Origin of the sequence: Halobacillus alkaliphilus (assembly GCF_900113125.1) — a bacterium.
In the GTDB taxonomy this organism is placed as follows: domain Bacteria; phylum Bacillota; class Bacilli; order Bacillales; family Halobacillaceae; genus Halobacillus; species Halobacillus alkaliphilus.
In genome coordinates, this window is record NZ_FOOG01000033.1 from 33,848 (window position 1) to 47,132 (window position 13,285).

Sequence of the window (13,285 nt, forward strand, 5' to 3'; positions counted from 1 at the left end):
TTTTATTATTGAGCGGTGTAACCACCATCAATGACTACAGCCTGGCCGGTTACTCCTTGTGATTTGTCACTAGCCAAAAACAATGTATAATCGGATACTTCCTGTACGGAAAGTAAACGTTTCTGCGGGACGAGCGGGTAGATCACTTCTTCGAGCACCTTTTCCAGGGACACACCTCGGTTGCCTGCTAAATCTTCCAGCTGATTGCGTACAAGTGGCGTATCCACGTAACCCGGACAGACCGCATTGACCGTAATTCCATGTTCCGCTCCTTCAAGCGCCGTTACTTTTGTCAGTCCGATTACGCCATGCTTTGAGCTATTATAAGCTGACTTTCCTGCGAATCCGATTAGACCATTAATAGAAGCCATATTAATGATCCGACCGAACCCTTGCTTTTTCATAACCGGAAATACATGCTTGGTTGCCATAAACGGAGCCACCAGCATCACTTTCGTAATAAACTCGAATTTTTCGGTTGGAAATTCTTCTATGGATGCGACATGCTGTAATCCTGCATTGTTGATCAGCACATCTAATCTTCCATATTCCTCAACAGTTTTATCAATGGCTTCTTGAAGCTCACTTTCTTTCGTCACGTCACACGTCAGCCCGATGGCCTTATAGCCTGCGTCGGTAACTTCAGCCGCAGCTTCCATTACTTTCTGTTCATTAACATCACTCAAAGCGACTATTGCTCCATTTTTTGCAAATTCCATTCCAATTTCATAACCAATACCGCTGGCGGCTCCTGTGATAAATACAACTTTGTCTTTTACCATTTTGAATCATCCCCCTGAGAAAAATATTTAAAATGTAGCTGATGATAAATGCTCACTGAGCTTCAGTGATGGTTCTGTAGATGCTACTACGTCATCTACCGTCCACCCTTCGGCTACCTCCACTAAGGTCAGACCTTCATCCGTTACGTCGATCACAGCGCGATCGGTGATAATACGGTTAACAATGCCTTTACCGGTCAGGGGAAGCTTACACTGCTTTAATATCTTCGGTTCTCCATATTTGTTCACATGATCCATTATAATGACCACTTTTCTAGCTCCGTGGACAATATCCATAGCTCCGCCCATGCCTTTAATCATCTTTCCTGGTATCATCCAGTTCGCTAAGTTACCATCTTCCGAAACTTCCATCCCACCAAGAATAGCTAAATCAAGATGTTCCCCGCGAATCATGGCAAAGGACTCAGCACTGCTGCAATAAGATGCCCCTTTCGAAGCTGTGACCGTTTCCTTGCCGGCATTAATCAGATCAGGATCTACTTCTTCTTCATAAGGTGAGCGTCCGATGCCGACCAGCCCGTTTTCAGAATGAAGTACAACCTCTTTTTCCGGCTGAATATAATTCGCGACCATCGTTGGCATGCCGATCCCCAAATTTACATAGAAACCGCTTTCAATTTCCTGTTCAGCACGCCGTGCAATCCGTTCTCTTACTACTGCTTTATCCATAATAACTCCTCCTTTTAGGCTTCTTGACGTAATGTCAGTCGTTCGACTCGTTTTTCCTGTTCTCCCTGTACTAATCCTTGCACGTAGATTCCCGGAGTATGAATATGTTCAGCATCTAGATCCCCGGTTTCTACGAGTTCTTCTACCTCAGCGATTGTAACTTCACCGGCTGTTGCCATTTCCGGATTAAAATTACGGGCCGTTTTGTTATAAACTAAGTTTCCGAAACGGTCTCCTTTTGCCGCACGCACTAATGTAAAATCAGCAGTCAGCCCGGTAACCAGCATATATTCTTTCCCTTGAAACATCCGTGTTTCTTTTCCTTCCGCAATCGGCGTTCCAACTCCTGCCGGGGTGTAGAATGCTGGAATACCAGCTCCTCCTGCACGAATCCTTTCGGCCAGAGTCCCTTGAGGGGTAAGCTCGACTTCCAACTCTCCTTCTAGAACCTGACGTTCAAATTCTTTATTTTCTCCTACATACGAACCAATCATTTTATCAATTTGTTTATTTTTCAGGAGTAAACCGAGTCCCCAATCATCTACGCCGCAATTATTCGAAATGACGGTTAAATGTTTAACATTTTTTTCTACTAAGGCCATTATTAAATTCTCCGGTATGCCGACTAAACCAAAACCTCCAACCATAATGGTCGAATAATCCTCTATCTGGTCTACAGCTTCTTCAAATGATGAATAAATTTTTTTCATATCCTTCATCTCCCTTCCCCCTAAATACATGCAAGGACCGTGCCAACTTTACTACATGTCGAAAATGTTCATAAAATCGCCTTTTGTCATTGTGAAAAACCATAGAATATTCCAGATAATTGGAATTCATTTTGTACGACGTTCGCCACCGCTAAATGTAAACCCTTACACGACATAAAAAAGAACCATTCCAGAATTCCGGAATGGCTTTCCAGAAATATGGAATGGTTTATAATTCATATTTTTTTACCTTTTCATAGAGACTCGACTTTCCAATGTGGAGCAGAGCCGCTGCTTTTTCCTTATCTCCCTGGACTAGATTCAGTGTTCTTTCAATCGTCTGCTTTTCCGTGGCTTCCATAATTTCTTTCAAACTTTTTTGATTGTTAGATGGTAGATGCCCCCTTTTCAAGCGTTCAGGTAACTCTTGAATGCCGATATATTCCTCATTTGTTAAATACACCGCGGCTTCGATCACATTTTCAAGTTCACGGACGTTTCCCGCCCACTGGTAGTGTTGGAAACTCTCATACACTTCCGGCTCAAAATCGATGACTCTCTTCCCTGTCCGCTTTGTTATTTTTTCGAGAAGAAATTTAGCGAGCAAGCGAATATCATCCTGACGATCTCGAAGCGGAGGGATATGGATAGGGACGACATTAATTCTATAAAATAAATCTTCTCGGAATCGCTGCTCGGCAATCATCTCCTCGAGTGGCTGATGAGTGGCTGTAATGATACGAACATCCACCTTTTGCGGCGCGGTGGATCCAAGGGATTCAATTTCTCCTTCCTGGAGTACTCGGAGAATCTTCACCTGAGCCTGCAGCGGCATATCCCCAATTTCATCAAGAAACAAAGTCCCTCCGTGAGCCAGTTGAAACTTTCCGGCCTTTCCACCTTTTTTAGCACCTGTAAAAGCGCCATCCCGATACCCAAATAATTCTGATTCAATGAGATGATCAGGAATAGCTGCACAATTCACTTTGACAAAAGGCTTCATATGCCGGTCACTTAAATGGTGGATGCTGTGAGCAATTAATTCCTTTCCTGTTCCGCTCTCGCCCCGGAGTAAAACCGATACGTCTCCCGGTGCTACTTTTTTAATCTTATTTTTCAGTTCCCCCATCTCAGGTGAACTGGTAACCATGTCATGAAGCGAATAATCGACTCCGTTCAGCTCCTTCATCTGGCTGCGGTAAGATTCCAGTTCAAGAAAGAGGTCCCTGATATGACTGTTCAGCTTCTTCCATTCTTCGGTATCTCGAAACAGAACCATACCAAGTGCACCCACTGTTTTTCCATCAGCACGAAGCGGAATACGATGGGCAATCATATAGTTGCCGCGAATAAATTGCAAATCCGCCATTTCTTCTTCTCCTGTTTCTACCACAAGGTGCATACGACTGTTTTCAATGACCTCGATCACGTGTTTTCCGATGACACTTTCTTTGTCCACTTCCAGAAATTCGCAATAACTTTCATTCAGATAGGAGACCATTCCCTGGTCATCCACTACTACGATACAGTGATTCACATTGCCGAAAATGGTCTCCAATATTCCATCACGATAATTTTCCATCATTTCAAGCATTCTTTCACGCTCCCGGTAAACGTTCATTTACCGTTCATTTTACCATGTTAACGGTTTCATACAATCGATATATCCAATTTCAGTAATATAAAAAACCAGAATCCAATTGGACTCCGGTTTTATATATATGGTTCATTAATCAAGAAAACTTGTATCGACAAGTCCATCCAGGTTTGGTTTTTCTTCAAGGAAACCAAGTTCATAAGATGAATTAGCAAAATTCTGAAGTGTTTCTTCTTCTACTTCATACGTGAAGTCGATACGTTCCCAGGCATTGTCTATCACAGACTGAGAAAGCTCCTGATCTGTAATTTCTTTAATTTTTTCAATCGCAATCGTTTTCGCTTCATCTGGATTGTCCTGAATGAATGTCGTTGCTTCTTTATGAGCTTCTACAAGATTATCAACCATATCCGGGTTATTTTCAACGAGATCCTGAGAAGTTACAAATACTGCTGCAGGAAGAGTTTCTCCGTAAGCTACGTTTGGTGTATCCACAAGAACTTTTCCAGTTCCTTCTTCTTCAATGGAGGAAGCCCACGGTTCAGGTACCGTTGCAACATCGACTTTGCCGCTTTCAAATAAGCTCGCATACGTGGCTGGTTTACCTGTTACGTGCTTCATTTGACCGTCAATACGGCTTGACGTGATACCATACTCTTCTTTCATCATTGTTTCGAATTGAACGTCATGTGTACATCCTACACGAGGGGAGATAAACGTTTTTCCAGGCATATCTTCCGGAGTGGTAATATCTGCACCGTTTCTAGCCATAATTACCGTCCCTCCGGTTGAACCAGCTGCTACGACATTAATTTTAGCGCCGCTTGTAAAATGGTTCATCGCTGGTCCCGGACCAACCAGACCGCCCTGGATATCGCCGGTTTCAAGAGCCGTCATGAAAGCTGAACCATCAGGGAAGTATTGATATTTCACTTTTGTTCCATCAGGCAGTGTTTCTGAGTAAAAATCTTTTTCTTCCGCAACCATACCGGCTACGTGGTTAATATTCGGGAAATAGCCTATAGTAATTTCTTTATTGCCTTCACCGTCTCCGCTTGCATTAGAGGATTCCCCTCCACCGCATGCAGCAAGGATCAGACTTAATGTTAGTAACGTGAAAACAGAAAATAATCTTTTCATATTTGTTTACCCCTCTCCACTCTATGTTTTTAATAAACCCCAGCGTTTCATGACATTTTTCTCTAATTTTGAAAAAACAAGCTGGTCAACGACAGCTCCAATAACGCCAATGATGATAATAATTCCTATAACTTGATCCATTCGGGCATAATCCTGCGCATAGCGTAAGGAATATCCGAGTCCGGGACCATTACTTAATAACTCCCCGGCCATTAATGCACGCCAACTGAAAGCCCAGGCCAGTCGCAGACCGGACATGAAATAAGGGATACTTGATGGAATTTCCACTCGGAAAAATAGGGAAAGTCCATTGGTTCCCATCGTTCTCGCTGCCCTTACCAGCTGCGGAGGAACACTATGAATCGCAGAACGGACATTCAGCGCCATGACAAAAGTTCCGCCTAATACCACGACGAATACGACAGCGAACTCTGAAAAACCGAACAGCATTATCGCAAGCGGCACCCAAACAATACTTGGGATACTTTGCAAAGCAATCAAATACATTCCCGCTGTTTCATCGGCCTGCTTTGATTTACCAAGGATTACTCCAAGTATGGTTCCAAACAGGATAGCGAGTGAAAGTCCACTGAATAAGTGCCTGAAACTTGCACCCAGGGCATTTAGAAAATCTCCAGTTGTAAACCCTTTGATCAGTGCCTGACCTACTTGAAGAGGGCCGGGAAAGACGATCTTCTCATAAACACCTAATGAATAGACTAACTGCCAAATTCCTATAACTACGAATAAAAATAGAACTCTTTTAAGAATGACTTTCATAACTAAGCTCTTCCTTCAGGACTTTATTAATTTCTACTTCAAGGAGACCCATTACCTTTTTCTCAAGCTCAATGACTTGAGGATCATCACGTCTTCTAGGTCTCGGCAGGTCAATATTGAAATCAGCTATGATCTTACCCGGGCGCGTTCCCATAACGATTACGCGATCAGATAGCTTAATTGCTTCTTGAATACTGTGAGTCACAAAAAGAATGGTCTTCTTCGTTTCTTCCCAGATCTTCATCAATTCTTCATGAAGAATGTGACGTGTCTGCTCATCAAGCGCTCCGAACGGTTCATCCATCAGCAGCACTTTCGGGTCCATAGCAAGAGCTCTAGCAATAGCCACACGCTGCTGCATGCCACCTGATAGTTCATGCGTGTAATTCTCCTTAAAACGGCTCAAATGAACCATCTGAAGAAAACGATCCGCCTTTTCTTCTGCCTCTTTTTTAGATCCCATGCTTTTCAAAGGGAACATCACATTCTCTTTGACATTCAGCCATGGAAAAAGGGAGGCCTGCTGAAAGATCATGCCCCTGTCGGTTCCTGCCTTCTTGATTTCCTGACCTTCCAATACAATCGAACCATCTGAAACACTCTCCAGGCCTGCCACCATGGAAAGGAGGGTGGACTTTCCACAGCCGGAGGGACCAAGCAGGGATACGAACTGATTTTGTTCTATATTTAAATCGATTCCAGAAAACACTTCAAAGCTTCCCTGGTTTTTATCGTCAAACGTTTTACTCACATCATTGATCTGTAGAAACATGGCGGCCCCCTAACACAATAATTCCTATAAACTTACTATGTTTTAATTATAGTATTAGATTATACAGATATTCGAAATAGTGTGTCAACTTGATTTGGAAAATTCATGAATGAATTTTTTAAAATCAGTTATCTTCCCGCCACTTAAAAAAATTAATTGGTAAAGGTTTCAAATTTTAAATATGGGATAAACACTTTGTATGAAAGGTGGTATCAATCATGGATCAAATGTTATTCGTTCAAACGGGAATGGGAATTGACGTTCATGGTCAAAACATTACGAAAGCCGCAGTGCGTGCGATTAAAAATGCTATCCACACTAATTCTATGCCAGGAATACGTGAGGCTTTGCCCGAAAAATCGCTTGATAATATGAAAACCAACGTGAAGCTTGCTCTGCCTTGCGATCATGATCAACTGGATCATGAGGAAGTGAAAAAAGCAATTCCTTATGGTAAAGTAACGATTGAAGTTATGGATGGCGGCATGAAAACCACGAGCGGGATTGTTCTTGAAGATAAGGACGATAAAAACGATCAAATGTACATGGTCAATACTTCCATCGAAGTCGGCTACTAAATAGGTCTACAAGAAAGGGAACTTCCACTAGAGGAAGCTCCCTTTCTTTTTTATTCTAGATGAAAGTTTCTTTATATATCTAAAATATTTCCGTTACATAAGTCTGCGTTTGGAGGTCCGGGAAATCACTCGCTTTCCATGGGCGTACGGTGAGCTTCCTCGGGCTATGAGGAAGCTCAGCGCATGCCTGCGGAAAGCGAGTCGTTCCCCAGAGGACCTACCTTCCTATCAAACATCTCGAAATCGAATCTTGCTGTACACAGCCCTATACTTAAATAATTTCTTATGAAAGACCAATATCAGGATCAGGGGTTGTGACTTTTACATAAAAGGAGGAAAGGCTAGGCGGCCCTTCCTCCTTCTTCTTAGTCTTCTGATCGTTCTGCTTCCGCTTCATCCATATCATCCATGTACTTATCATAATGAACATTGCGTTCAAAGGTTACGCGATCAGCTCCCGTGTATCCATGCATATCTGTAGATACAAAAGGTTCAAATTCTTCTACATACCCAGTTCCATCCTGGTTGTCCATTAAAGAGGAGTCATCATAAGTCATGCTGCTCTGGTTAAAGGAAGCCACCTGTTCATAAGCATTCTGCTCATTGTATTCAGGATCATCTGAATCCCTTCCGTAATTTGCCTCCAGGTCTTCAAGAACCTCTTCTTCTATCGGGCGATCTTCAGACATTTCCTGATTGGACGACGCTTGAGAAACAGTGCGTGCAGTCGGAAGTGCCTCCAGCCGTTCTTTTGGAATTAGTTTTCCTGTTTTTTCACAGATTCCGTATTTTCCTGCTTTCATTTGCTTCAGGGAATATTGAATATCTGATAGCTCTTCTTTTAAATGTCCTAAAAGAGCAATATCTTTTTCTCTTTCGTACAATTCGGTTCCAGAGTCAGCTGGATGGTTATCATATTGCGAAAGCTCACCTGAGGCCATGTCACTGGCAAATCCGCGCTCCAGACCAAGTGAATTCTGTTCCAATAAACGTGTCTCTATTTCCAATTGTCTTTCTTCTAATTGTTTTTTGTAGTGTGCATAATCCATACTTTCCACTCCTGCTTCATAGTCCTTCTTAGTTTGGCTTATGAGCAGGTCTCTATACAAAATTCAAATAAGTGATTTATAACGCAATTGCCCCATCAACCGTTAAATTAGACTATGCCAGGAGAAACCTACTGAGTATTCAGCTTAAATACTGAATATCAAGAGACAAAAAAAGTGCCTGCCCAATGGGCGGCACTCTTTAGAATTATTTACGTAAAGCTTCAAGAAAATCTTCTTTCAAATCTTCAATATCTTCAAGACCGATGGATACGCGGACAAGCCCATCAGTTATACCAAGCTCACCCCGGCGAACCTCCGGAATAGAAGCATGGGTCATTTTAGCCGGCACAGAAATTAAGCTTTCGACCGCTCCAAGACTTTCAGCAAGGGTGAAGTAGCGGACATTCTGCAGCACTTTATCAGCTTTTTCGCCGCTTCCTACGTCAAAAGAGATCATTCCGCCGTTTCCGCGTGCCTGATTCTGATGAACATCATGACCAACGTGCTCTGTAAGACCTGGATAGTAAATGTTCGTTACCTCTGGAAGTCCTTGTAAAAACTCCACGAAGGCCCGCGTGTTTTCTTCTATTTCTTCCATACGAACACCTAATGTTTTAATACCGCGCATAAGCAGCCAAGAATCCTGCGGTCCGAGAATACCACCGGAAGAGTTTAGTACGAAGTGAACTTCTTCAGCTAATTGTTGAGAGTTCACAACAACCAGTCCGGCAACTACGTCACTATGTCCGCCAAGATATTTCGTTGCACTGTGCAGAACGATGTCTGCTCCGAAATCAATGGGATTCTGCCAATAAGGCGTGCTGAATGTATTATCTACGATGAAGGTTAAATTATGAGCTTTAGCAAGCTCAGAAGTTTTCTTAAGATCCGTTATTTTTAACAAAGGATTCGTCGGCGTCTCCACATATAATGCTTTCGTACGTTCGGTCATCGCTGCTTCAATATTTTTGGAATCACTTGTGTCTACAAAGCTTGCTTCTAGACCAAAGCGGGTGATTACTTGGGAAACCAGGCGATACGTTCCGCCGTACACATCATCCGTAAAAATAATATGATCTCCCTGCTTAAAGGTCATAAGCACAGCGGTAATTGCCGCCATTCCAGACCCAAAGGCAAAACCTGCATAGCCGCCTTCAATTTCTTTAATTAATTCTTCAAGGGCAAAACGAGTCGGGTTTCCGGTCCTGGAATACTCATACCCCCGATGCTTTCCTACTCCATCCTGCGCATAGGTACTAACCTGATAAATCGGCACAGAAACTGCACCTGTTTTTTCATCTCCTGTAATACCACCATGAATTAATTGTGTTTTCTTTCTCATAACTTCACTCCTCATATATCCCTTGGCTTAAGTATCGTTCACTGCTATCTGGAAAGACCGTTACAATTCTGGCACCAGGTTCAGCTTGCTCCGCTTCACGCAGAGCTGCTTCAAAAGCTGCTCCGGATGAACTGGCTACAAGCAGTCCTTCATTTAATGCCAGTTCCTTTACACGTTGAAAGGCAACGGAATCCGGAATCGTATGAATGGCATCAAAATAAGCGGTATCCATATAAAAAGGAAGAAATTCCATGCCAATTCCTTCTGTATCATGCGGACCGGGCTTCCCTCCATTAATGACCGATCCTTCTGGTTCGACAATTACTGTCTTGATCGCTGGATTTTGTTCTTTTAAATAGCGGGAGGTTCCCATAAAGGTCCCACCTGTTCCGGCACCAGCAAGGAAAATGTCAATTTCTTCATTCAAATCTGTGTATATCTCAGGTCCTAACGTTTCGTAGTATGCGTCTGGATTTGCTTGATTATTAAATTGCTGCAGGCTGAATGAATCAGGGATTTCATTAACCAATTCATCCGCTTTTTTGATGGCTCCGCGCATCCCTTCTTCTGTGGGAGTGTTAATCACTTCTGCGCCGAGAGCTCTCATAAGTGTCTGCTTCTCCTGACTAAACTTTTCAGGAGTGACAAACACAACGCGGTATCCTTTTCCTACGGCAGCAAGGGCAACTCCAATGCCAGTGTTACCTGCGGTGGCTTCAATAATCGTGCCGCCTGGTTTAAGCATTCCTTTATTCAAGGCATCCTCAATCAGTTTTAAACCCAGACGGTCTTTAATGCTACCGCCTGGGTTCATGAATTCAAGCTTAGCAAAAATACGGGCTTGATTCGGGATGTCCGAGTGAGTAAGCTCGATCATCGGTGTGTGACCGATTAACGATTGAACATTCCTGACATAACTCATCGCACTCTCACCCTTCGTTTATTAAAAGACTTCTGTCCATTCATCACGTTTGTTAAGCAGTTCACGGGCAAGCTCTTGTGCACCTTCTAAACTGTGGCTCGCTGCGAATCCGCATTGCACTTCATTGCAGGCAGGCACTTCTTTAGCTTCCAGTACGTCTTTCAGCGTGTTTTCAACCACCTGAAGGATATTTTCATAACTGTCATCATTTAGTACAGCAAGATAAAATCCTGTCTGGCAGCCCATTGGACCGATATCGATAATACGGTCGTGATGATTACGGCTGTTTTCAGCCATCAAGTGTTCAAGGGAATGAAGAGCCGGCATATCCATATGCTCCTGATTAGGCTGTTTCACACGGATATCATATTTGTAGATCTTGTCACCTTTATCTCCTTCGGTTACACCGACAAGGCGGATATAAGGAGCTTTCACTTTCGTATGATCCAGGTTAAAGCTTTCTACGTTCATCTGTGTCATAAATCATTCTCCTTTTTTGGCCTGGATCAACCAGGCGTATTTATTCATTTGCTTAAATGATACCTCAAATCCCTGATTAGAAAACATTTCCTTCAGTTCATCGAGATATCCGTAATACTCTTCCTGTAGATCCTGCGCTAGATTCAAGTGACCGGATTTTTCCGCATCTTTGATTAAAGCTTGTTTATGAGCTTCATCCTTAAAAAGCGTATCAATAAAAATAATCTGACCTTCACTTTCCAGTTTATCATCAAATTTCTGAATTGCTTCTATTTTTTCACTGGTCGTTAAATGGTGAAAGGCAAAAGAACTGACAATGGACTGAATAGGTGTCATCAACTGAGGATAATTAAGAAAATCTCCATCATACATGGCTGCTTCTGGACACTTTAAGTTGGCAATCCTCCGCATTTCAGAAGATGGTTCAATACCGATCACAACTTTATTCTGACGGATCATTTTACGAGTCAAGTTAGCTGTCCCTACACCGAATTCCATAACCGGAGAAATGGAAAGGCCGGCCAGAAGTTCCAGCATATCCTCATACCCCTCAAAAACCTCTTTATATTCTGGATCATTTCCAGACACTGTATCATCATATGAACTCGCCCATTGGTTAAATAGGTCGACAAATTCTACGCCCATCTTTCTTCCATCCCCTTAATCTTCATAATCCCTATAAACAAACTCGGAATTACACATTTAATGTATCATATTTCAGAGGGATGCTCAACGGAATAGTCTTAAGACCTATTTTTGACAAAAAAGATCCGCTCCTCCTGTAGAAAGAGCGGATCTCCTGTTATCTTCGTCTTTGAGAGCGTTTTGTTTTTTTCTTTGGTGGTTCTGATTTAGATTCTTTTTCCTTACCTGGGGATAAATTGGCAATAGAACGACGTTCTATTTTCTGTTTAATGCTTTTTTCAATCGATTGCAGAGCCTGGCGATCCTTTGGAGCAGCAAACGTAATCGCTAGTCCCTTCCCTCCAGCTCTACCTGTACGGCCGATGCGGTGAATATAACTCTCAGGATCCTGCGGGATGTCGTAATTGAATACGTGAGTGATCCCTTCCACATCAAGACCGCGGGCGGCTACATCGGTTGCAACTAGATATTGAATCTTAGCATCACGGAACCGCTTCATAACTTTCTCCCGTTTCGCCTGTGATAAATCTCCATGAAGTTCATCTGCTTCAAACCCATGACTTAACAAGGCATCATTCAGCTTCCTTGCTCTGCGTTTAGTCCGGCAGAAAATCAATGCAAGGAAGGGGCGGTGTTCCTGCATAATCTGAATCAAGGTATCCTGTTTGGCACGGTCGGTTGTTTCATAGACCAGCTGCTTAATCCCCTCTAACGTTACGGTCTTTTCCTGTACAGTAATTCTTCTTGGATCCTTGAGGATTTTCTTGCCCAGCTGATTGACCTGAGTCGTGATGGTCGCTGAGAACAGCATCGTTTGTTTCACTTCAGGAGTCTGGCTTAAGATATCCTGTACATCTGGAAGAAAGCCTGCTTCAAGCATCTGGTCCGCTTCATCCAGGACCATATATTTTACCGCTTCAAGGGAAATCGTTCCCCGACGTAAATGGTCAAGCATTCTCCCGGGCGTCGCAATGACAATATGAGCTTGTCCATCCAGCTTATGAGCCTGTTTGGCTACATCCTGACCGCCATAAACAGCCAGCACATGCATATCCTCTGTCTTTAACTTTCGTACTTCTTCCGTAATCTGAAGCGCAAGCTCCCGTGTGGGCGTGACGATCACAGCCTGTACAGACGCATCGTCTACACGAATGTTCTGTAAAATTGGCAATAAAAACGCAAAGGTTTTCCCTGTTCCTGTCTGCGCTTGAGCAATCACGTCGCGTCCATCCATTAAAGAGGGAATCGCTTCTTGCTGGATAGGAGTGGGAGCCCCAATGCCTTCTTGCGTCAATTTATCAATAAAATCTTTCCGTACCCCTAGTTGTTCAAATGTTTCCTTCATTACGATCACTTCTTCCTATTATAACCTTCTTCTATTATTGTACCTGAAACCTATAATTTATGAGCCCTTTTAATGAAATTCTCTTTAAAAAGCTCTGTTTAAACTTAATGTTAGTATTACGTTTAAGCTCCCGTTACTTGAAGACTTGATTTCGAGACATTTGTGAGAATTAGGTCCTCCGGGGGACGATTTCGCTTTCCGGCCCTGCACGACGCAGGGTCGTTCGACGTTGCCACACGAGGTGGCGTTCTTAGTCGAACCTCTTCTGTGCTGAGCTTCCTCGGGCTTAACAGCCCTGCGGGATCTCACCGATCATGTTCATCCCGCAGGAGTCTACATCGTCCCCCTCCGGACCTTGCGATATATGGAGCTCGAAATCACTTAAGATATCGTCAGCTTGATGACAAAAAATCTTGGGATAATGATCATTCTATAACGATGAAAAAGTCCTGT

14 protein-coding genes are annotated in these 13,285 nt (G+C 43.0%); 1 reads left to right on the forward strand and 13 read right to left on the reverse strand.

Annotated elements, in window-relative coordinates; translation table 11 throughout:
• Window positions 1-5 precede the first annotated feature (5 nt).
• The 7 genes from BMZ06_RS15420 to BMZ06_RS15450 all read right to left on the reverse strand — a co-directional run bounded on the left by BMZ06_RS15420 (window position 6) and on the right by BMZ06_RS15450 (window position 6,471).
• On the reverse strand, window positions 6-782 hold the full coding sequence (locus tag BMZ06_RS15420; protein ID WP_089753269.1) for a 3-hydroxybutyrate dehydrogenase: 777 nt from the start codon (window positions 780-782) through the stop codon (window positions 6-8).
• Window positions 783-809: 27 nt separating this feature from the next.
• Window positions 810-1,472, reverse strand: coding sequence for a 3-oxoacid CoA-transferase subunit B (locus BMZ06_RS15425; RefSeq protein ID WP_089753271.1), 663 nt, complete (start codon window positions 1,470-1,472; stop codon window positions 810-812).
• A 14-nt stretch (window positions 1,473-1,486) separates the two neighbouring features.
• On the reverse strand, window positions 1,487-2,182 hold the full coding sequence (locus BMZ06_RS15430; RefSeq protein ID WP_089753296.1) for a CoA transferase subunit A: 696 nt from the start codon (window positions 2,180-2,182) through the stop codon (window positions 1,487-1,489).
• Window positions 2,183-2,411: 229 nt separating this feature from the next.
• Window positions 2,412-3,776, reverse strand: a complete 1,365-nt coding sequence (locus BMZ06_RS15435) for a sigma-54 interaction domain-containing protein (RefSeq protein WP_089753273.1) — start codon at window positions 3,774-3,776, stop codon at window positions 2,412-2,414.
• 135 nt (window positions 3,777-3,911) lie between these two features.
• A complete protein-coding gene (locus tag BMZ06_RS15440; RefSeq protein WP_089753275.1) occupies window positions 3,912-4,919 on the reverse strand; it encodes an aliphatic sulfonate ABC transporter substrate-binding protein in 1,008 nt (335 codons plus the stop codon).
• A 21-nt stretch (window positions 4,920-4,940) separates the two neighbouring features.
• Entirely contained in the window at window positions 4,941-5,699 is a 759-nt protein-coding gene (locus BMZ06_RS15445; RefSeq protein WP_089753277.1) for an ABC transporter permease, read from the reverse strand.
• The gene (locus BMZ06_RS15450) at window positions 5,683-6,471 is read right to left on the reverse strand and encodes an ABC transporter ATP-binding protein (protein ID WP_089753279.1); all 789 of its coding nucleotides are present in this window, start codon (window positions 6,469-6,471) and stop codon (window positions 5,683-5,685) included. The genes BMZ06_RS15445 and BMZ06_RS15450 overlap by 17 nt, the downstream gene beginning before the upstream one ends.
• A gap of 218 nt (window positions 6,472-6,689) precedes the next feature.
• Here BMZ06_RS15450 and BMZ06_RS15455 point away from each other — a divergent pair, with 218 nt between their 5' ends.
• A complete protein-coding gene (locus tag BMZ06_RS15455) occupies window positions 6,690-7,049 on the forward strand; it encodes a Lin0512 family protein (protein WP_089753280.1) in 360 nt (119 codons plus the stop codon).
• Window positions 7,050-7,414: 365 nt separating this feature from the next.
• Here the strand turns inward: BMZ06_RS15455 and BMZ06_RS15460 are convergent, their stop codons facing one another.
• The 6 genes from BMZ06_RS15460 to BMZ06_RS15485 all read right to left on the reverse strand — a co-directional run bounded on the left by BMZ06_RS15460 (window position 7,415) and on the right by BMZ06_RS15485 (window position 12,832).
• Entirely contained in the window at window positions 7,415-8,098 is a 684-nt protein-coding gene (locus tag BMZ06_RS15460; protein ID WP_089753282.1) for a TraR/DksA C4-type zinc finger protein, read from the reverse strand.
• 205 nt (window positions 8,099-8,303) lie between these two features.
• Window positions 8,304-9,440 carry a bifunctional cystathionine gamma-lyase/homocysteine desulfhydrase gene (locus BMZ06_RS15465; RefSeq protein ID WP_089753284.1) on the reverse strand — a complete coding sequence of 379 codons (1,137 nt, stop codon included), beginning with the start codon at window positions 9,438-9,440 and terminating at the stop codon, window positions 8,304-8,306.
• Between the two features lie 4 nt (window positions 9,441-9,444).
• A complete protein-coding gene (locus tag BMZ06_RS15470; RefSeq protein ID WP_089753286.1) occupies window positions 9,445-10,362 on the reverse strand; it encodes a PLP-dependent cysteine synthase family protein in 918 nt (305 codons plus the stop codon).
• A 21-nt stretch (window positions 10,363-10,383) separates the two neighbouring features.
• The gene (locus BMZ06_RS15475; RefSeq protein WP_089753288.1) at window positions 10,384-10,842 is read right to left on the reverse strand and encodes an S-ribosylhomocysteine lyase; all 459 of its coding nucleotides are present in this window, start codon (window positions 10,840-10,842) and stop codon (window positions 10,384-10,386) included.
• A gap of 3 nt (window positions 10,843-10,845) precedes the next feature.
• Window positions 10,846-11,487, reverse strand: a complete 642-nt coding sequence (locus BMZ06_RS15480) for a methyltransferase domain-containing protein (protein ID WP_089753291.1) — start codon at window positions 11,485-11,487, stop codon at window positions 10,846-10,848.
• Window positions 11,488-11,644: 157 nt separating this feature from the next.
• Window positions 11,645-12,832 carry a DEAD/DEAH box helicase gene (locus BMZ06_RS15485; RefSeq protein WP_089753292.1) on the reverse strand — a complete coding sequence of 396 codons (1,188 nt, stop codon included), beginning with the start codon at window positions 12,830-12,832 and terminating at the stop codon, window positions 11,645-11,647.
• Between the last annotated feature and the right edge of the window lie 453 nt (window positions 12,833-13,285).

Excerpts from the sequence above, each read along its gene's own strand:
- BMZ06_RS15445 (WP_089753277.1), bottom strand. The coding sequence starts at position 5,699 with ATGAAAGTCATTCTTAAAAGAGTTCTATTTTTATTCGTAGTTATAGGA.
- BMZ06_RS15485 (WP_089753292.1), bottom strand. The coding sequence starts at position 12,832 with ATGAAGGAAACATTTGAACAACTAGGGGTACGGAAAGATTTTATTGAT.
- BMZ06_RS15420 (WP_089753269.1), bottom strand. The coding sequence starts at position 782 with ATGGTAAAAGACAAAGTTGTATTTATCACAGGAGCCGCCAGCGGTATT.
- BMZ06_RS15435 (WP_089753273.1), bottom strand. The coding sequence starts at position 3,776 with ATGCTTGAAATGATGGAAAATTATCGTGATGGAATATTGGAGACCATT.
- BMZ06_RS15470 (WP_089753286.1), bottom strand. The coding sequence starts at position 10,362 with ATGAGTTATGTCAGGAATGTTCAATCGTTAATCGGTCACACACCGATG.
- BMZ06_RS15425 (WP_089753271.1), bottom strand. The coding sequence starts at position 1,472 with ATGGATAAAGCAGTAGTAAGAGAACGGATTGCACGGCGTGCTGAACAG.
- BMZ06_RS15455 (WP_089753280.1), top strand. The coding sequence starts at position 6,690 with ATGGATCAAATGTTATTCGTTCAAACGGGAATGGGAATTGACGTTCAT.
- BMZ06_RS15450 (WP_089753279.1), bottom strand. The coding sequence starts at position 6,471 with ATGTTTCTACAGATCAATGATGTGAGTAAAACGTTTGACGATAAAAAC.
- BMZ06_RS15480 (WP_089753291.1), bottom strand. The coding sequence starts at position 11,487 with ATGGGCGTAGAATTTGTCGACCTATTTAACCAATGGGCGAGTTCATAT.
- BMZ06_RS15475 (WP_089753288.1), bottom strand. The coding sequence starts at position 10,842 with ATGACACAGATGAACGTAGAAAGCTTTAACCTGGATCATACGAAAGTG.
- BMZ06_RS15430 (WP_089753296.1), bottom strand. The coding sequence starts at position 2,182 with ATGAAAAAAATTTATTCATCATTTGAAGAAGCTGTAGACCAGATAGAG.
- BMZ06_RS15440 (WP_089753275.1), bottom strand. The coding sequence starts at position 4,919 with ATGAAAAGATTATTTTCTGTTTTCACGTTACTAACATTAAGTCTGATC.
- BMZ06_RS15460 (WP_089753282.1), bottom strand. The coding sequence starts at position 8,098 with ATGGATTATGCACACTACAAAAAACAATTAGAAGAAAGACAATTGGAA.
- BMZ06_RS15465 (WP_089753284.1), bottom strand. The coding sequence starts at position 9,440 with ATGAGAAAGAAAACACAATTAATTCATGGTGGTATTACAGGAGATGAA.